This window comes from Haloferax prahovense (assembly GCF_000723845.1).
GTDB classification, from domain to species: domain Archaea; phylum Halobacteriota; class Halobacteria; order Halobacteriales; family Haloferacaceae; genus Haloferax; species Haloferax prahovense.
In genome coordinates, this window is the sequence record NZ_LK053000.1 from 1,892,157 (window position 1) to 1,908,755 (window position 16,599).

Genomic DNA, 16,599 nt, shown 5'->3' on the forward strand with positions numbered 1-16,599 from the left:
CCCGCGTGAGCGCCTCCCCCGCGCAGTCCCTCGATTTCACTTTCACTCTACTAGGATGCGATACATATCCCCTGCCCGCATCAGCGCAAGTATGAGTGCGAACGTAGCAAGCGCGGACACGGGCGAACGGGACGGGACGCGACGCATCGACGTGACGACGGTCCGGACCGGCCGCGTCGCCGACTTCGCGGAGACGGAACTCGGCGACGCCGCTATCGGGTTCGAGCGCCGGGGCGGCTGGACCTACCTCGTCGCCAAAGACACGCAGTAACTCGGGGTCGACTGCGGTCTCTGAGCGAAATCGGTCGGCCGCGAGAAGGGAAGTGGGAGCGGGAGCGAACGCGGACGCGGACGCGATAGGGTCGTTTTCTCAGTCGTCGGCCGACGCGGGCGTCGGCGACGTGTGATTCGGCGCGAGCAGTCGGTCCAGCGCGTTCACCATCGCCTGGACGCTCGCCCGCGTGATGTCGGCGTGCGACGCCGCGACGGTGACGCTTCGGTCGCCGAGCGACATCGTCACCTCGACGGTCACGACGGCGTCGGTACCGCCGGTGATGGCGTCGACGTGGTACTCGTCGAGTTGGGCGTCGGCGTCGGGGCCGAGCGCCTCGCGGACCGCCTTCACCGCGGCGTCGACCGGCCCGGAACCGGTGCCGGAGGCGACGCGCTCTTCGCCCTCGACGCGGAGGCGAACGCTCGCGGTCGGCGTGCCGCCGCCCGAGGCGGCCGTGAGGTCGAGCAGTTCGACCTGTCTGGCGCGCTCGCGGCCCTGGACGTCTTCTGCGAACGCGAGGAGGTCGGCGTCGGTGACGCGCTTGCCGCGGTCGCCGAGTTCCTTCACGCGCTCGACGACGGCCGCGACTTCCTCATCGGTGGCGTCGACGCCGTGTTCGTCGAGGGCGGCCTTGACGCCGGCGCGACCGGCGTGCTTCCCGAGGACGAGCCGGCGCTCGCGGCCGACCGTCTCCGGCGGGTACGGCTCGTACATCGCGTCGTCCTTGAGCGTCCCGTCGGTGTGGATGCCGCTCTCGTGGGTGAAGGCGTTCTGGCCGACGACCGCCTTGTTCGGCGGGAGCGCGACGCCCGTGGCCTGTGCGACCTTCTGGGCGAGTGCGTAGAGTTCGTCGAGCTTCACCGACTCCACGTCGTAGCAGTGGTCGAGCGCGATGGCGACCTCTTCGAGCGCCACGTTGCCGGCGCGCTCGCCGATGCCGTTGACCGTGGTGTGGACGAGGTCCGCGCCCGCGGCGAGGCTGGCGTGGACGTTCGCCATCGCGAGGCCGAGGTCGTCGTGGGTGTGCGTCGAGGTCGGCCCCAGTTCGGCGAGCCGGGAGACGACCTCGTAGGTGTGTTCGGGGCTCGTGTGGCCGACCGTGTCGGCGAAACAGAAGCGGTCGGCACCGGCGTCGTGGCTGGCGCGCGCGAGCGATTCGAGGAACTCCGGGGCGGCCCGCGAGCCGTCTTCACCGATGACCTCGACCCAGAGGCCGTGGTCCTTGGCGTAGGCGACGAGTTCGTCGGTCGTCTCGACGACACCCTCGCGGGTCGTCCCGACTTTCGACTCGACGTGTCGGTCGCTCGCCGGCACGACGAGCGTGATGCCGTCCACGTCGCAGTCGAGCGCGAGGTCGACGTCGTTCTTGACGCCGCGGGCGAAACTCGTCACCGTCGCGTCGAGGCCGAGCGACGTGACGCGCTTTATCGTCTCGCGCTCGCCGGGGCCGGTGCAGGCGCTCCCGGCTTCGATGTAATCGACCTCCGCGCGGTCGAGCGCGTGGGCGATATCGGCCTTCTCGGCCGGCGTCAGCGAGACGCCGGGGGCCTGCTCGCCGTCGCGGAGCGTGGTGTCTAAGAGCTGTACTGAATCAGAAGTGCGTAGCTCGGGGGTCTTCCCGAATCGTTCGTTCACGGTAGAATCGTGTCCTTGTAGGTTAGAACCGTCGAATTTCACAGCCAGCCGTCTCGCGACGACTTACTCTATCCTCCGTCGGTGTGGTAGGTCCCGACATAGTAGTTGAACACATATGTCGTCGAGTGTATAAAAGAGATGGTTCCGACAGTAATTGGTGTCTCGGCGGGGGTGTCGTTGGAAGCGCGTTCACTTGGCGGCGCGGGGGTCGGCAGCGGTGTCGGCGTCGCGGCCGGTCGTTTGGGCTGCCCCTCACTGCGAGAGTTCGACCAAATCGCCGGGTTCCACGTCGTCGGCCGCGCCCGCGGGGAGTTCGATGATGGTGTCGGCCATGCCGAAGCCGATACCCGTCCACGCCGACAGTCGCTTTTTCTTCGTCACCTCGTCGCCGACGAGCCAGAGCGCGTCGATGTCGAACGGGACGAACACCATGTGGAGGCTGTGGCGGTCGGCGTCGTCGAACCGGAACACGAGGGCGTAGTCGTCCGGCACGGAGCCGCGGAACATCAGCCCGCGCGCCTGCGAGAGAAACGAGTCGGCCGTCTCGACGTCCGACGCGAGTGTCGATTGGGTTCCGTTCTGTCGGTGGACGAGTCTCACGACGCCGGCTTCGACGGCGCGCGTGATGAATCCACCGCCGGGACGACGGTTCGCCCGCCGTCGAGAGCAACGTTTAGGCCCGCCCCGCTCCGAACGCGCCCCATGGAGCGGACGCCGACAGGGACGCCCGTGGGAGTCGACGACCCCTACGACCACGCCGGTCGCTGCGACCACCTCACGAGCGACGGCGCGTGTCGCCTCGCCCGCGAGTACGCCGACCGCGACCCGGCGTTCGCCCGCGAACGCGCCCGAGCGGACTACGAATGTGTCGCGGCCACGGAGGGCTGTGACTTCCGCGACTGCCCGCACTACGCGTCGACGACGAGCGGCCGCGAGTGCGTCCGCTGCGGCCTCGAAGAGGTTCGCATGGCCCACGACTCAGCCGCCCGCCCGTTACTCGAAGAACACCACCTCTCGTACGGCGGCCGCGACGGCGACGAACCCTCCCACGAGATTACGGTCGCGCTGTGTCGGTGGTGTCACACGAAGGTCCACAAGTCGTTCGCCCGCATCGACGACGACGCCTCGCCCGACGTCGAGGCACTCGCCGAGCGGGAGGGCCGCCGGACGAAGGAACTCGACGAACTCGGGTTTCAGACGGCCCGGGACCGCGCCGGCGACGGGTGAGTCGCCGTGGCGAGCCTCGCCCCCCAACCGCCCCCGATGTGCCAATCTGATGCACGGATACGCGTATCTCGACCACTCTTCGATTGACTTTTAGGCACGGTGGTCCAATCCGGGACATGACCCGCATCGTCGTCATCGACAACCACGGGCAGTTCACCCACCTCGAACGGCGCGCGCTCCGCGACCTCGGCGTCGACACCGAACTCGTCGACAACGACACCGACCCCGCGGACATCGACGCGGACGGCATCGTCCTCTCCGGCGGCCCCGACATGGACCGCATCGGCCGCTGTCCCGACTACCTCGACCTCGACGTCCCCGTCCTCGGCATCTGTCTTGGCATGCAGATTCTCGCCGAAGAACTCGACGGTCGCGTCGGCTCCGGCGACTACGGCGGCTACGCCGACGTGGACGTGGAAATCCTCGACGAGGACGACCCGCTCATCGGCTCGCTCGCCCCCGAGACCCGCGTCTGGGCCAGCCACGCCGACGAGGTCAAGGAGGTTCCCGAGGGCTTCACCCACACCGCCACGAGCGACGTGTGTACCATCGAGGCCATGAGCGACGCCGACCGCGACCTCTACGGCGTCCAGTGGCACCCCGAGGTCGCCCACACCGCCGAGGGCGAGGAAGTCTTCGAGAACTTCATCGACATCTGCGAGCAGTAAACCGTCACCCGACCCGCGGCGACGCCCCGCTTTCCCTCCGCCGCCGCGGGAGAAAATCGCATCCCGGCGACACGACGCGGTCTCTCACAGTCGTTCCTCGGAAGCAAGCCGAGACATTTACCGGCCTCCGTTCTGTCTGTTCGGGAAATGACCTCCACCCAGAGCGACCTCGCCGGGCTCTCGCGGTTCATCTTCCGCGCGCCCAGCTGGTACACGAGTCTCGGGTTCGCCCTGCTCGTCGCCGCGATGGCGGGTATCGGGGCGTTCGACTCCGGGGACCTCGCCGGCTCGTGGCGGGGCATCTTCTTCCTCGGGAGAGACGCTTGGGAAGGCATCTTCTTCATCGGGATTCCGACCGTCGTCGCGGCGTTCGGGACCACCGGCGTCGACCGGTTCGTCGGCGGGAAGCTGACGCACAACCGCTCGTCGCTCCTCGCGCTCGCCGGCGAGGTAATCATCGTCACGTTCCTCACCGGAGCCGCCATCGTCTCCGTCTTCACCGGCCTCGGCCAGACGTTCATCTTCGACGCGCTCGTGGTCGCCCTCGCGTCGGTGTTCGCCTTCCGCCTGCTCATCGTGATGGCCGTCTCGCGGTCGTCGCTGCTCATCGCGGCGGTCCCGGCGAGCATCCAGACGCTCACGTCCGCCGCGCTCCTGTTCGTCTACAGCGGGACACTCCGCTTCTTCGAGGTCGGCGGTCCCATCCTCGACGCCTATCTGATGCCGTATCTCGCCCGTCCCGACCGGGCACCCCCGGAGCTGTCGGCTATCGCCCTGAGCCACTTCCAACTCCTCGCTATCACCTGCGTCGTGTACGCCCTCGGCGTCTACGTCTTCCTCCGCATCGTCGACCGCCCGTGGCGTCGGAGCCTCGGGGTGTCCGTCCTCGACTTCATCCGCGGCTTCATCGGCCACATCGCCGAGGGGACCCGCGAGCTGGAGGACTTCTTCGAACAGCTCGGCCAGGAGGCAATCGTCCCCGTCACCGTGCTCTCGTTCGAGCGCGAGGACGGCACCGAGAAGGCCCGCTTCGTCCTGCCGATGATTCACCCCGGACCGATGGGCGAAATCGGCGGCGGCAACTTCCCCGAACGCGTCGCCCGACGCTCCGAGGGGCTCGCGTTCCCGCCGCACGCGACCGCCGGACACGACTTCAACCTCGTGACCGAGCGCGAGGTCGACGTGGTCCTCGACGCGGCCGACGACGCCTACGAGAACATCGAGTACAGCCCCGACGTGACAGAAAGCGTCCGCGTGCAGTCCGGCGACGCGAAGATGCTCGGCCAGCGTTTCGGCGACGACGCGCTCCTCGTGTCGACGTACGCCCCGCAGTTCGCCGACGACGTCGAGTACGCGGTCGGCCTCTCGGCGTCCGCCGAGGCCCGCACAAGCGGCCTCCGGGACGTGCTTCTCGTCGACGCCCACAACTGTAACAACGGACTCCAAGGAGCCGACCTCGGCCACGTCACCCCGGGGAGCAAACGATCGTTCGACATGATTACCGCCGCCGGCCTCGCGGGCGAGGAACTCTCCGCGTCGTCGCACGCCTCGCTCACCTTGGGGACGGCGTTCGACCCGACCGACTGGACGCCCCGGGAGGGTATCGGCCCGCTGGGCATCCGCGTGGCCGCGACCACCGTCGGCGACCAGACGACCGCGTACGTTCTCATCGACGGGAACAACATGGAACCGGGCCTGCGCGACCGCATCGTCGAGGGACTCACGACCGGGCCGAACGCGAAAGCCGACGTGGCCGAGGTGATGACGACCGACACGCACATCGTCAACACCGTCGAGGCGGAAAACCAGGTCGGCGCGGCCATCGACCCCGACGAACTCCGCGAGACCATCGACCGCCTCGTCGACGAGGCGCTCGCGGACAGCGAACCCGTCGTCGCCGGCATGGCGACCGAGCGCGCCGAGGTGACGATCTTCGGCAACGATCGCACCGAGACGCTCGCCAGCCACGCCAACGTCGTCGTCTCGATGGGCGGGGCGCTCGCGCTCGCGCTCATCCTCGCGGCGATGGCCGTCAGCCTGCTCGTGTTCTTCCTCGCCTAGACGGATAGACGGACGATTCACCGTCACCCGTCGCCTACTCCTGTTCTCCTGCCGCTCGCGTCGCCACTCACGACTCGGTTCGAGCGACGAGCAACCAGCCCGTCGAACTACTTCAGCGAGAGGGTTCGCGTCTCGATAGCGCCGCAACTGGGGCAGACGCGCCGGTAGAACACGCTCGACCCGGACGTCTTTGCCGACCACTCGCCGTCGTCGTCGGTGAAGCCGCACTTCGAACAGGTCAGGTCGGCTTCGGTGTATCGCTCTCGTAACCGGTCCAACGCAGTCGTTCCTCTCGGCGTCCGTCTAATTGACATACGATAACATACACCACTATCACGTTTAATTGTGTCGGGGGATCGCACACCGAACTGCGGTGATACTTACGGAATCCAAAAATCATCGCCCGAATATTTCGCGGTCGGCCCGTGCGCCGACCGGCACAGCGTCGCTCGGGACAGCGCCGTCGCTCACCGGGAGAAAGCGAGTGCGGGGGGTGCCCGCGAGAACGTCCCTTACTCTTCGTCGGCGGCCGCGAACAGTTCGTCCACGGCCTCCTGCGCCGTCAGCGCCGCCTCCTCGGCGACGGCTTCCGCGTCGTCGGCGTCGTCGGGCGCGTTGACGTACACGTCAACGTCGAGGACGCCGTCTTCGAACGTCACGGTGACGTCGAAGTCCTTGACGCGAGACTGCTTGAAGCGGGCGAAGATGAGGCCCTCAGCCGCCTCCGCGGCGGTCTGGACCACTTCTTCGTCCGTCGGCTGTGGCATTTACGCGCCGCCGGGGCCCATCGGACCCGCGCCGCCCGCGCCGCCCTGGAGCATCTGCTGGAGTTCTTCCTGCAGGCTCTCGAACTTCTCCTGCACGCGCGTCTCCTGCTTCGTGAGCTGTTCGACGCGCACTTCGAGGCTCTCGACCTTCTCTTCGAGGTCGTCCTTGGCTGCTTCGTAGTCGGTCTCGATGAGGAGTTCGCCGACCTCGCGGTACATCTTGGAGTCAGCGTCGATTTCCTCGAGCGTGGTGAGCGCCGTCTGTGCTTCGTTGAGCGCGGTCTCGGAGGACTGCTTCTGCTCGGAGACGTTCTGGGCGGTCTCCTGAAGGTTCTGCAGTTCTTCGAGCTTCTCTTGGGCTTCCGGCGGCAGACTTCCCTGCATACCCGAACCGACGGGACGCCGGCCCTAAAACACCCGCGGTCTCCTACGCGGACCCGGACAGTGGCTCGCCGACGTCCGCGACGCGCTCTGCGGTCTCGACGAGGCGTATCCACGAGTTCACGCCCGCGCGGAGCGCGACGAGGTCGTCGGCCTCGACGGTGACGACGACGGTCCGTCCCTCGCGGTCGACGCGGGCACCGGACCGGGCGTCGTCTATCTCGCCTTCCTCGACGGCGACGCTCCGCTCGACGACGCGTGCGCGCCGCTCCTCAGAATAGTCGAATTCGAGCGAAGCGCTGTGCGCTGGACGCACGCTACTCGACGGCGACTTCTTTGACGTTGGGGGACCGCTCCTTCAGCAGGACGCGGTGCCCGCAGTACGGACAGCGGACGCCACCGAACTCGTCCAGTTCGACATCGCGCTTGCACCGGGAACACTTGTAGCTCATTGTGAGATGTGAAGAGTCGAGGCTACTTGGGAGTTATTCGTCCTCGCCGGTGAGCGCGGCGCGGATGGAACGGCGAACCTGCTTGCCTGCGGGGGTCTGCGGGCGGTAGGTACCGCCGGTGAAGACCTCACCGGTCTCTTCGTTCTTCCAGATGCCGGTTCCGACGCGGGTGACGTCGTCGCCGTCGACTTTGGAGTTGCGCATCTCTGCTTCGATTTCCTTGACGCGGCGTCGAGCGACGCGGCCGTACCGCGCGCCGAAGCGCCCGGAACTACCGACGGATCGAGCCTTCTTGTCGGCCATAGTACCGCGAACTACCTCGCCGGTATGGATAAACCCTACGAGTCGTCTCGGCATGTGACGGGCCTAGACACCGCTTTGTCGCCGGCGCGCGTACGGGAGACCATGACACAACACGTGGTGGTTGGTGCCGGCCCGGTCGGACTCGCGGTGATGGAACAGCTCAGGGAGCGCGGGGCGGACGTGGCCGCGGTGACGCGCCACGAACCCGACTTCCTCCCCGAGGGCGTCGAGAGCCGCCTCGCCGACGTGCTCTACCCCGACCGCGCCGTCGCCGCGTTCGCGGGTGCGGATGTCGTCTACCACTGCGCTCAACCGCCGTACGACGAGTGGCCCGAACTGTTTCCCGACCTCACCCGCGGCATCGTCGCGGGCGTCGAAGCCGCCGGCGCGCGTCTCGTCGTCGCCGAGAATCTCTACATGTACGGCCCGGTGCAGGCCCGTCTCACCGAGGACCTCCCGTACGCCGCCACCGGCCCGAAGGGCCAGACCAGAGCCGAGTGCGCCGATATCGTCCTCGACGCCCACGAGGCGGGTCGCATCGAGGCCACCATCGGCCGCGCCAGCGATTTCTTCGGCCCGCGCGTCCGCGAGTCGGCCGTCGGCGAGCAGGTGTTCGGGGCCGCCGTCGCGGGTAAGCGCGCGAAGGTGTTCGGCGACCCGCGACTCGCCCACACCTACACCTACGTCCCTGACTTCGCGCGGGCGCTCGTCCTCCTCGGCGAGCGCGACGAGGCCCTCGGCGAGGTCTGGCACGTCCCAAACCCCGAGACGGTTTCGACGCGCCGCTTCGTCGACCTCGTCTACGAGGCCGCCGACGTCGACCCGGGCTTTCCGCACATCATCGCCGCGCCGGGGCTCGCACTGACCCTCGGCGGCTACCTGAGCGCGCCGCTGAAGGAACTCTCGGAGATGCGCTACGCCTTCGAGGAGCCGTACGTCGTCCGTGACGCGAAGTTCCGCGAGACGTTCGGCGACGCCGTCGAGGCGACGCCGCTGCAAGACGCCATCGCCGAGACGGTCGCGTGGTACGAAACGCAACGGGAAGAAACAGCGGCCGAAGCCGAGCCGATTCACATCGAGACGGTTTCGGAGGGGACCGCCGAGTCGGCCTGAGTCGGCCACTCGACTCCGACTCCGACGCCGACGCCGACGCCGACGCCGACTCGGCGTGTTTTCCTCCGCTACGTGTCTTGTAACTCGTCTTCTCGCAGCGCCTCGTTCAGGTCGTCGCGGACGCGCTCGCCCGTCTCGCGGTTCATCGCCGTCGTGACGATGCGGTTCTCCTGGACGCTCGACCCGTCTCGCAGGAGGAGTCTGACGTTGCCGTTGTCGTCGGCGCGGGTGACCTTTGCCCGGAGCCCCGTCCGCGACCCGGTGCCCCCGGCGTCGATGGGGCCCGGAATGACCTTCTTGACGTGCGGGTGGCCGGCGACGACGCCGATTGCCCGGCGACCCCGTCGCCCGCCGATGAGCGTGCTGTGGCTCCCGCCCAACTTCTCCGCGGGCGGGATGTCGACGACCTCCAGCGTCCGCTCGCCGCGGGTGTCGAGGACGCGCCGGACCGGGTCGTCGTCGGAGACGCGGTAGAACTCGTGGTGGAGTTGGGCGCGCGTCTCGCGGAGCGGGTCGCGCTCGCCCGCGGCGTACACGGTCCCGGGGCGCTTGCGCCGAATCTCGTCGGCGACGAGGCCGGCGAAGTTGCGGAGTTGGACGACCTTCGTCTCGTCGTCCGACTCGGGAATCGTCGTGACCGTCGTCTCGCCGACTACGTCTTCCTCGTCGAGAAACGTCAGCGTCGCGCGGTCGGCCTCGAAGACGGCCACGACGGCGTCGCAGTTGGCGGTATTGCAGGTGAGACAGTAGTCTCCCGGCTTCTCTAACGGGTTTCCACACCGCCGACAGTGCATATCGACGTGTCGGGCGTGCGCGTACAAAAGGCCGTTTATGCGGGTCGGGGCGGCCGCGCCGCGGTCCCCGGCGCGCGGTTCGCCCAGCGAAACATATTCGTCCCCGTGTCCGAGAGTCCACTCCGTATGCGCCGCCGCGCCCTTCTCGCGTCGCTGTCGCCGCTCGCGCTCGCCGGTTTCGTCGGACTGGTCGCGCTCGCGCTCGACCCCGAGACGACCGTCCGCCTCGCCACGCAACTGGGCCAGTCGGCGCTCGACACGGGTCTCGCTGTCGCCTCGTACCTCCGCCGGGCGGCGCCCCTCTCGACGGCGCTCTTCGCCGTTCTCGCGTGGGTCGCCGCCGGGAGCTTCCGCGCGTTCGTCGCCCACCGCGACCCCTCGGACACGCGGACGACCGCCGAACTCGCGTTCGCGCTCGTCGCCTCCGCGGCCGTCCCGCTCGTCGTCGTCTTCGCCCGCGACAGACCCGTCGTCGTCGCCGGCGCGGGCGTCGCACTCCTCGCCGCCGGCGGTGCCGTCTTCGCCGGTCGCTCGAACGCCGAGGGCGTCGTCACCGGGTCGCTGTACGCGATGGCCCCCGTGGCGCTCGGCGGTGTCGTCGCGTCGCTCGTCGCCGGCCCCTCGGTGGCCCGAACCGCGACGCTGGCGCTCCCGCTGGCGGTCGGCTACGCGCTCGGCGTCGCCAGCGCCCGCGGCCGGTTCCGCCTCGGCGCGACGGTCTCGGCGCTCGCGTTCGCAATCCCCGCGTGGTCGTACTTCCCGCCGGCCGCGGAGGCTGCCGGCTTCCGGTTGGAGACCGTCGGCCTCGCGGTCGGATTCGCGGTCACCGCGACGCTCTTTTCGCTTCCGTTCGCTGCGATCGGCTACGCGACCACGCGCACCGCGGACGCCGAGCGACGGACAGATACGACCCCCGCCGCGAGCGCCGCAAAACAGTAGCTTCGAGGTTCGCGTCTCGATTTCCGTTTCAGAGGTCGAGCGGGCCGGCCTTCAGGTACTCGCGCATCACGGCCGTCGCGTACGAGCCGTGGGGGAGCGCGAAGTCGAAGACGAGGTCGTCGCCAGCGTCGCCATCGCCGTCGCCGCCCTCGCGGTCCACGTCGAGGTCGGTGCGGACGAGAATCGCCCGGCGCGTCCCGGTCGACCGGAAGTTGCCCGGGAGGTCGAAGTCGCCCGGTTCGAGGTCGAGGTCGTCGAGGACGGCCCGCTCGATGTCGCCCTGTTCGCCCTCGGCGAGTTCGGTGTCGGTGCCGACGAGCGGGGCCGTGACGAACGCGCGGCCGCGTTCGATGTGTCGGCCCATGACCTCGACGCGGCGGCCCGTCGCGGTCTGGAGCCGGCTCACGTCGGGGAGCTCCAGCCCCTCGGGCGCGTCGCGGTCGGCGAAGCAGACCACGTCGCCCTCGACGGGTTCGTCGAACGGGAGGCCGCGGTCGAGGCGCTCCGAGAGCATCCGGTTGAACGCGTAGGACTGCGCGGCGTTGACGAACAATCGCTGGAGGTTCGACGGGACCGATTCGAGCGCGTTGCGCCAGTCCTCGTCGGTCTCCGCGCCGTCCTCGGCGAGTCGGTGGAGCATGCCGCGCTCGTAGCCGAGGTAGCCCGGAATCCGGTCGAGCGCGCGGTGCCAGTCGGGGTCGGCCGACGCGGCTTCCTCGTCGACGACGGCGCGGCCCGCCTGTGTTTCCTCGGGTTCGTCTTCGGTCGGTCCGCCGCAGTACGCCAACACGGCCTCCCGCCACTCGCCGCGAACGACGTGCAGGCCGACTTTGTGGGTGATGGGGCGGATGCTGCCGAACCGCTGGTGGCCGAAGAAGTTCGGGACGCCGACGCGCTCGTCGCGGCCGCCGAACTCGGCGAGAGCGTCGGTGACGGCCGCGGCGTTTTCGGGGTGTTCGGGGTCGCGGACGCGGATGCGGAAGCCGTTGCCCGCGAGGTCGCCGAAGTTCAGCGTGCGGCCGAGGCGGCCGACGACCTCGATGTCGGCGTTCGGAATCTCGGGCACGTCGTCGGCGTCGCCGCCGTTGACGGTGAACAGTTGGGTCGTCACGGCGTGTTTGTCCTTCGTGCCGGCCCACGAGACGCGCTCTCTACTCGCGTCGAGTTCGTCCGAGAGCCGCCCCGCGAAGTCATTGGTGTCCCAGCCGCGGAGAGTGACGCGGAGCACGAGGTTCGGGAAGTCGCCGGTCGGCGCGTCCGGTGGGCGGACGTTCAGCGAGTCGAGTTCGAGTTCGCGCACGCGGAAGTCCTCGGGAGCGACGCGAAGGCGGCCGCCGACGCCGTCGGCGTCGCTCACGTAGCTGTCGATGCCGACCGCGCGCTCCAGCGGGTGTGCCTCGCGCATCAGTACAGCGAGAGGTCGCCGGTCACGCGGTCGACCGATTCGTCGTCGGCGGGGCCGACCGCCAGCGCCGTCACCGTGCCGGGGTCGAGCTGCGTGTGCCCCGCGTCGCGGATGATGGCGTGGGGGATGCCCGCCCGCTCGGCCTTGTCGGCGAGTTGGAACAGTTCGGACTCGCCGTTGGCCTTGAGGACGACTTTCTTCTGTCCCTCGCCCTTCCAGCGCTTCCGGGTCTGCGAGTCGGTGTCCTCGTAGGCGGACAGCGAGGCGTGGGCGACCTGCGCGGCGAGCTTCCCCCGGCCCATGCCGAGGTCGGCGCGTGCGACGATGGCCTGTTTCATGCCCGCTACTCCCCGCCGACGCGGTAAATGTCCTCCCATCGCGGGCGTCGCGTGCGGGGCAGAAGACATTTCACCGACATCTCCGTGGTTCGACTGATGGCAGGTCCCCGAACGCCCCTCCTCAAGCCGCGCGAGTACTTCGCGTCGCGGACGCGACCGCTCGGCACCAAGCGGGCGCTCGCCGTCGTCGCGCTCGTGACGCTCGTCGTCGCGGCCGCCACCGGCGGCATCCTCGTCACGTTCACCCAACAGCTCGACCAGCAGGTCAGCGTCGACAATCCCGCGCACGCCCCCGAGTGGATGTGCGAAAACTACGAAGCGGGCGGTCCGTTCGCCGACATGGACGCGCCGGCGGGCTGTGACTCCTCGGTCCCCGAACAGCTCGACGAGCGCCTCGGCGACCTCGTCTGGGACGAAATCTCGTGGGTCCCGTGGGCGATGCTCGTCGGCGTGCCGCTGTTCTGGCTCTTCGAGGGGGCGATGCTCCACCTCGGAACGTCGCTCGTCGGCGGCGAGGGCGGCTTCGCCGAGTCCCTGACGGTCGCCGCGTGGGGCATGGTCCCGAGCGCGGCCCGCGCCGTCGCGCTCGCCGGCTACCTCGCCTACGCCCTCCCGCGAATCGACCTCCCGTCGACTCCCGAGGCCGCGGTCACCGCGATGCAGTCCGCGCTGTCCGGGTTCGGCCTCGTCAGCGGGGTCGTCGTGGTCGTCACGGTCGCGTGGGCGACGTACGTCCGGACCTACGGGATGGCCCGCGCCCGCGACCTTGACGTCGAGTCGGCCGCGGTCGTCACTGTCGGCCTGAGCCTCGTCGGCCTCCTGTTCGAACTCGTCTGAGCCGCGCCGAGCGGGGTGTCGCCTCCGCGCCGAGACGCGGCGGTGTCTCCCGTCGAAAGGTGGATTTACTTGTCCGCGACGCGCTCCCTTCGAGTATGATACTCTCCGACTCGGACATCCTTTCGCGCCTCGCCGAGGGTGACCTCGTGGTCGACCCGATAGACGACGTGGACATGCAGGTCCAGCCCGCGAGCGTCGACCTCCGCCTCGGCACCGAATTCCTGGAGTTCCAGCGCACGAACATCTCCTGTATCCACCCGAACCGAGAGCACGAAGTCTCTGAGTACGTCCGCGAAACGCACGTCCCGGAGGGCGACGACTTCATCCTCCACCCCGGTGACTTCGTCCTCGGCACGACCAAAGAGCGCGTGGCGATTCCGGACGACCTGCTGGCGACCGTCGAGGGGCGCTCTTCCCTCGGTCGCCTCGCGGTCGTCATCCACGCGACCGCCGGCATCGTCGACCCCGGCTACGAGGGCCAAATCACGCTCGAACTGTCGAACCTCGGCACCGCGCCGGTCGCGCTCACACCCGGGATGCGCATCTCACAGCTCGTGTTCACGGAGATGAAGTCGCCCGCCGACCGCCCCTACGGGGTCGAACGCGGCTCGAAGTATCAGGGCCAGCGCGGGCCGCAGGCGTCGCGGCTCAGCTCGGACCCCGAGTTCGGTGGCGACGAATGAAGTTCATCGAAGAAATCGTCGTGGACGCGTTCCTCCCGACGTTCCGCGCGCTCCTCGCGGAGGACCTCCGCGACCGCGGGTTCACCCAGTCGGAGGTCGCCGAGGCGCTCGGCATCAGCCAGAGCGCCGTCTCGAAGTACGCCCACGGCGAGGTCGCCACGAACGAGCGGGTCGCCACCGACCCCCGCGTCGTCGACCTCGTCTCCCGCGTCGGCGACGGCCTCGCCACCGGCGACATGACGCCCGTGCAGGCGCTCGTCGAGGCCGAGGTCCTCATCCGTCAACTCGAAGAGGGCGACCTCCTGTCCGATCTCCACGAAGCGGAGATGCCCGAACTCGCCTCCCACGACGGCTTCCGGAGCATCCACGACCCCGAGGGTCGCCTCCGAACCGTCGAGCAGGTCCGCTCGTCGGTCCGCCGCGGCCTCCGCATGCTCACGAACACCTCCGGCTTCGCGGGGCTCATCCCGAACGTCGGCTCCAACCTCGTGGAGTCGCTCCCGGACGCCGACAGCGTCGACGACGTGGCCGCCATCCCCGGCCGCATCTTCGACGTGAAGGGGCAGGCGACCGTCCCCGGCGAACCCGAGTTCGGCGTCAGCGGCCACGTCGCGGGCGTCCTGCTTTCGGCTCGCGCCGCCGGTGCCGACGTGAACGCCGCGCTCAACATCGTCTACGACGCGGGCGTCATCGAGGACCTCGAAGCCGCGGGCTACGAGTGCATCGAGTTCGACCCGGACGCGCCGACCGACCCGGTCCGCGAACACCTCACCGGCCGCGACCTGCCGGAGACGTTCGTCGTCTACCAGAGCGGCGGCTACGGCATCGAACCCATCACGTACATCCTCGGCCCCGACGCGCCCGCCGTCGCCGACGTGGTCCGCGTCCTGCTCTGAGGTCCGTCCCATGACAGCCGAACAGTCCCGTTCCCCGTCGTCGGTCGCCCAGTCGTTCTACACCCGCTGGGCGACGCTGTACGACGCGCTCGCCCGCCGCGCGCCCGGCGTCGGGAGCGTCAGAACCGAAGCCGCCGACGCGCTCGCGCTCGACCCCGGCGAGACGGTCGTCGAGATGGGCTGCGGGACGGGCGCGAACCTCCCGTACCTCGCCGAGCGCGTCGGTCCCGAGGGAACTGTCGTCGGCGTCGATTTCTCCCCCGGCGTCCTCGACGTGGCCCGCGAGCGGACCCGCGAGTTCCCGCAGGTCCACCTCGTCCGCGCCGACGCGACCCGCCCGCCGATTCGACCGACCGACGCCGCCGGCGTCCCCCACGCCCCGGACGCTCTCCTCGCCACCTTCGTCTCGGGGATGTTCGACGACTCCGCGGCCGTCGTCTCGTCGTGGGCGGACCTCGTCGGCTCCGGCGGGCGACTCTGTCTCGTGGACCTCGCGGAGACGACCGACCCGCGCTGGCGGCCGCTCAACCCGGTGTTTCGGGCGCTCGTCCGCGCCACCGCGCCGCCGGGGTCGCGCACCATGCGCGCCTCGCCGACGAAGCTGCTGAATCGGCGGCTCGTCGCGGCCCATCGGGCGCTCGAATCGCGGTGTCGGGTGACTCACGAGACGACCCACGCCCTCGGCTTCGCGCGGGTTCGTGCGGGCGTCGTGGAGTGAGAAGCGTTCCGAGCGCCGCGCTGTCGTCACTTTCGGGGAGTCTGCGATACGTCGAAAACGGGTCGGGAGCGACCCGAAACAAGTGTCAGAGGCGTCGGGGGAACCGACAATCGGACCGTCGGGAGACGGTCAGTCGTCGGCCGGAGCGGGCCCGGAGATGCTCACTTCGGGCGCGTCGCGGCCGAGTTCGTCGAGACAGGACTGCGCCGCCTGTCGGCCGGACAGCAGCATGGCACCGAAGGTCGGCCCCATACGCGGCAGGTGGTGGGCGGTGGCGACGGCCATGCCGGAGGCGACGACGCCGGGGTGGACGACACCCGTCGCGTCGACGATGCTGTCTTCGCTCTCGGAGACCCACATCGAGTCGTGGCCGGGCGAGTCGTGGCCGGGCGCGCCGTACTCGCCGTCGGCGGTCTTGTCCATGCCCGTGTTGTGTTCCTTGGCGTGTTCGATGCCGTTCACGTCGAGGACGCCGCGCTCGGAGAGCTTCGAGAGGACGACCGCGTCGTGGCCCGTCGCGTCGAGCACGAGGTCGGACTCGACCGCGATGGGGTCGACGCAGGTGAGTTCCCGCGGGAGCGCGTGGACCGGCGTCCAGTTCATGACGATGCCGCCGACGCGGTCTTCCTCGCGGAGGACGACGTCGGTGAACTCCGTCATGTTCTGGATTTTCGCGCCGGCGTCGCAGGCGGCCTTGATGAGTGCGGAACAGGCGTGCGGGCCGTCGGCGACGTACAGCCCCTCGGCCTCGTCGCTCTCCTCGTAGGGGACGCCGAGCTCGTCGAGGACGCGCTGGGCCGGGTCGCGGACGGTCACCTTGTTCATGAGGAAGCCGCCCAGCCAGAAGCCGCCGCCGAGGTAGTTGTTCTTCTCCACGATGGTCACGTCGACGCCGCGCTCGGCGAGTTCCTTGGCCGCGACGAGCCCGGAGGGCCCGCCGCCCACGACGATGACTTCGGTGTCCGTGCGCTCGCGGAACTCCTCCATCCACGAGTCCGAAATCGCGCGTGTGACCTGTGCTTCTGTCGCGTCGGTGAATCCGTCGAACGACATATCACCTAGTGATACCACCTAGTAGTAAAAGCTGTTGACTGCGGCCGCGGCGACC

Annotated in this window: 22 protein-coding genes; 10 read left to right on the forward strand and 12 right to left on the reverse strand. The window is 69.2% G+C overall.

The features are described 5' to 3' along the window. Positions 1-91: 91 nt before the first annotated feature. The gene (locus tag BN984_RS09525) at positions 92-271 is read left to right on the forward strand and encodes a hypothetical protein (protein WP_049968110.1); all 180 of its coding nucleotides are present in this window, start codon (positions 92-94) and stop codon (positions 269-271) included. Positions 272-370: 99 nt separating this feature from the next. Here BN984_RS09525 and BN984_RS09530 read toward each other — a convergent pair whose 3' ends face one another. Together BN984_RS09530 and BN984_RS09535 are read right to left on the reverse strand one after the other, a co-directional pair. Beyond that, positions 371-1,909 carry a (R)-citramalate synthase gene (locus BN984_RS09530; protein ID WP_049968111.1) on the reverse strand — a complete coding sequence of 513 codons (1,539 nt, stop codon included), beginning with the start codon at positions 1,907-1,909 and terminating at the stop codon, positions 371-373. Positions 1,910-2,161: 252 nt separating this feature from the next. Continuing rightward, positions 2,162-2,509, reverse strand: coding sequence for a DUF192 domain-containing protein (locus tag BN984_RS09535; protein ID WP_008091970.1), 348 nt, complete (start codon positions 2,507-2,509; stop codon positions 2,162-2,164). Between the two features lie 102 nt (positions 2,510-2,611). Here BN984_RS09535 and BN984_RS09540 point away from each other — a divergent pair, with 102 nt between their 5' ends. From BN984_RS09540 to BN984_RS09550, 3 genes are all read left to right on the forward strand, one after another. Further along, entirely contained in the window at positions 2,612-3,136 is a 525-nt protein-coding gene (locus BN984_RS09540; RefSeq protein WP_008091972.1) for a DUF7097 family protein, read from the forward strand. A gap of 116 nt (positions 3,137-3,252) precedes the next feature. Next, positions 3,253-3,804: a GMP synthase subunit A gene (locus BN984_RS09545; protein ID WP_049968112.1), complete on the forward strand. Its 552-nt coding sequence runs from the start codon at positions 3,253-3,255 to the stop codon at positions 3,802-3,804. Between the two features lie 147 nt (positions 3,805-3,951). Beyond that, positions 3,952-5,865 carry a DUF2070 family protein gene (locus tag BN984_RS09550; RefSeq protein ID WP_008091981.1) on the forward strand — a complete coding sequence of 638 codons (1,914 nt, stop codon included), beginning with the start codon at positions 3,952-3,954 and terminating at the stop codon, positions 5,863-5,865. Positions 5,866-5,972: 107 nt separating this feature from the next. Here the strand turns inward: BN984_RS09550 and BN984_RS19440 are convergent, their stop codons facing one another. The 6 genes from BN984_RS19440 to BN984_RS09575 form a co-directional block, all read right to left on the reverse strand. Continuing rightward, the gene (locus BN984_RS19440; RefSeq protein WP_147298769.1) at positions 5,973-6,179 is read right to left on the reverse strand and encodes an HVO_0649 family zinc finger protein; all 207 of its coding nucleotides are present in this window, start codon (positions 6,177-6,179) and stop codon (positions 5,973-5,975) included. A 198-nt stretch (positions 6,180-6,377) separates the two neighbouring features. Further along, complete coding sequence (locus BN984_RS09555) at positions 6,378-6,632, reverse strand: DUF3194 domain-containing protein (protein WP_004972953.1); 255 nt, start codon at positions 6,630-6,632, stop codon at positions 6,378-6,380. Next, positions 6,633-7,016 (reverse strand): prefoldin subunit beta, encoded by a 384-nt coding sequence (locus BN984_RS09560; RefSeq protein WP_004972952.1) that lies wholly within the window; start codon positions 7,014-7,016, stop codon positions 6,633-6,635. 43 nt (positions 7,017-7,059) lie between these two features. Further along, positions 7,060-7,329 carry a KEOPS complex subunit Pcc1 gene (locus BN984_RS09565; protein WP_008091987.1) on the reverse strand — a complete coding sequence of 90 codons (270 nt, stop codon included), beginning with the start codon at positions 7,327-7,329 and terminating at the stop codon, positions 7,060-7,062. Position 7,330: 1 nt separating this feature from the next. Beyond that, positions 7,331-7,465: a DNA-directed RNA polymerase subunit P gene (locus BN984_RS09570; protein ID WP_004044283.1), complete on the reverse strand. Its 135-nt coding sequence runs from the start codon at positions 7,463-7,465 to the stop codon at positions 7,331-7,333. A 33-nt stretch (positions 7,466-7,498) separates the two neighbouring features. Further along, positions 7,499-7,768, reverse strand: a complete 270-nt coding sequence (locus tag BN984_RS09575) for an eL43 family ribosomal protein (protein WP_004972948.1) — start codon at positions 7,766-7,768, stop codon at positions 7,499-7,501. A 102-nt stretch (positions 7,769-7,870) separates the two neighbouring features. On the opposite strand from BN984_RS09575, the gene BN984_RS09580 reads away from it, so the two are divergent. Next, a complete protein-coding gene (locus BN984_RS09580) occupies positions 7,871-8,881 on the forward strand; it encodes an NAD-dependent epimerase/dehydratase family protein (protein ID WP_049913367.1) in 1,011 nt (336 codons plus the stop codon). 68 nt (positions 8,882-8,949) lie between these two features. Here the strand turns inward: BN984_RS09580 and BN984_RS09585 are convergent, their stop codons facing one another. After that, positions 8,950-9,675, reverse strand: a complete 726-nt coding sequence (locus BN984_RS09585) for a DUF2103 domain-containing protein (RefSeq protein ID WP_008092002.1) — start codon at positions 9,673-9,675, stop codon at positions 8,950-8,952. 126 nt (positions 9,676-9,801) lie between these two features. Between BN984_RS09585 and BN984_RS09590 the strand changes: the two genes are divergently transcribed. Continuing rightward, complete coding sequence (locus tag BN984_RS09590; protein WP_049968599.1) at positions 9,802-10,614, forward strand: hypothetical protein; 813 nt, start codon at positions 9,802-9,804, stop codon at positions 10,612-10,614. Between the two features lie 28 nt (positions 10,615-10,642). On the opposite strand, the gene truD is transcribed toward BN984_RS09590, so the two are convergent. Both truD and pth2 read right to left on the reverse strand, forming a co-directional pair. Next, on the reverse strand, positions 10,643-12,019 hold the full coding sequence (gene truD / locus BN984_RS09595) for a tRNA pseudouridine(13) synthase TruD (protein ID WP_049968113.1): 1,377 nt from the start codon (positions 12,017-12,019) through the stop codon (positions 10,643-10,645). After that, a complete protein-coding gene (pth2, locus tag BN984_RS09600; RefSeq protein ID WP_008092008.1) occupies positions 12,019-12,357 on the reverse strand; it encodes a peptidyl-tRNA hydrolase Pth2 in 339 nt (112 codons plus the stop codon). The genes truD and pth2 overlap by 1 nt, the downstream gene beginning before the upstream one ends. 96 nt (positions 12,358-12,453) lie before the next feature. Between pth2 and BN984_RS09605 the strand changes: the two genes are divergently transcribed. The 4 genes from BN984_RS09605 (at position 12,454) to BN984_RS09620 (ending at position 15,491) form a co-directional block, all read left to right on the forward strand. After that, positions 12,454-13,194 (forward strand): Yip1 family protein, encoded by a 741-nt coding sequence (locus BN984_RS09605; protein WP_008092010.1) that lies wholly within the window; start codon positions 12,454-12,456, stop codon positions 13,192-13,194. A 95-nt stretch (positions 13,195-13,289) separates the two neighbouring features. Further along, the gene (dcd, locus tag BN984_RS09610; RefSeq protein ID WP_008092013.1) at positions 13,290-13,877 is read left to right on the forward strand and encodes a dCTP deaminase; all 588 of its coding nucleotides are present in this window, start codon (positions 13,290-13,292) and stop codon (positions 13,875-13,877) included. After that, positions 13,874-14,773, forward strand: a complete 900-nt coding sequence (locus BN984_RS09615; protein ID WP_049968114.1) for a thiamine-phosphate synthase family protein — start codon at positions 13,874-13,876, stop codon at positions 14,771-14,773. Before dcd ends, BN984_RS09615 begins: the two co-directional genes overlap by 4 nt. Positions 14,774-14,783: 10 nt before the next feature. After that, positions 14,784-15,491, forward strand: a complete 708-nt coding sequence (locus tag BN984_RS09620) for a class I SAM-dependent methyltransferase (RefSeq protein WP_049968115.1) — start codon at positions 14,784-14,786, stop codon at positions 15,489-15,491. A 129-nt stretch (positions 15,492-15,620) separates the two neighbouring features. Here the strand turns inward: BN984_RS09620 and BN984_RS09625 are convergent, their stop codons facing one another. After that, complete coding sequence (locus BN984_RS09625) at positions 15,621-16,544, reverse strand: sulfide-dependent adenosine diphosphate thiazole synthase (RefSeq protein WP_008092018.1); 924 nt, start codon at positions 16,542-16,544, stop codon at positions 15,621-15,623. Between the last annotated feature and the right edge of the window lie 55 nt (positions 16,545-16,599).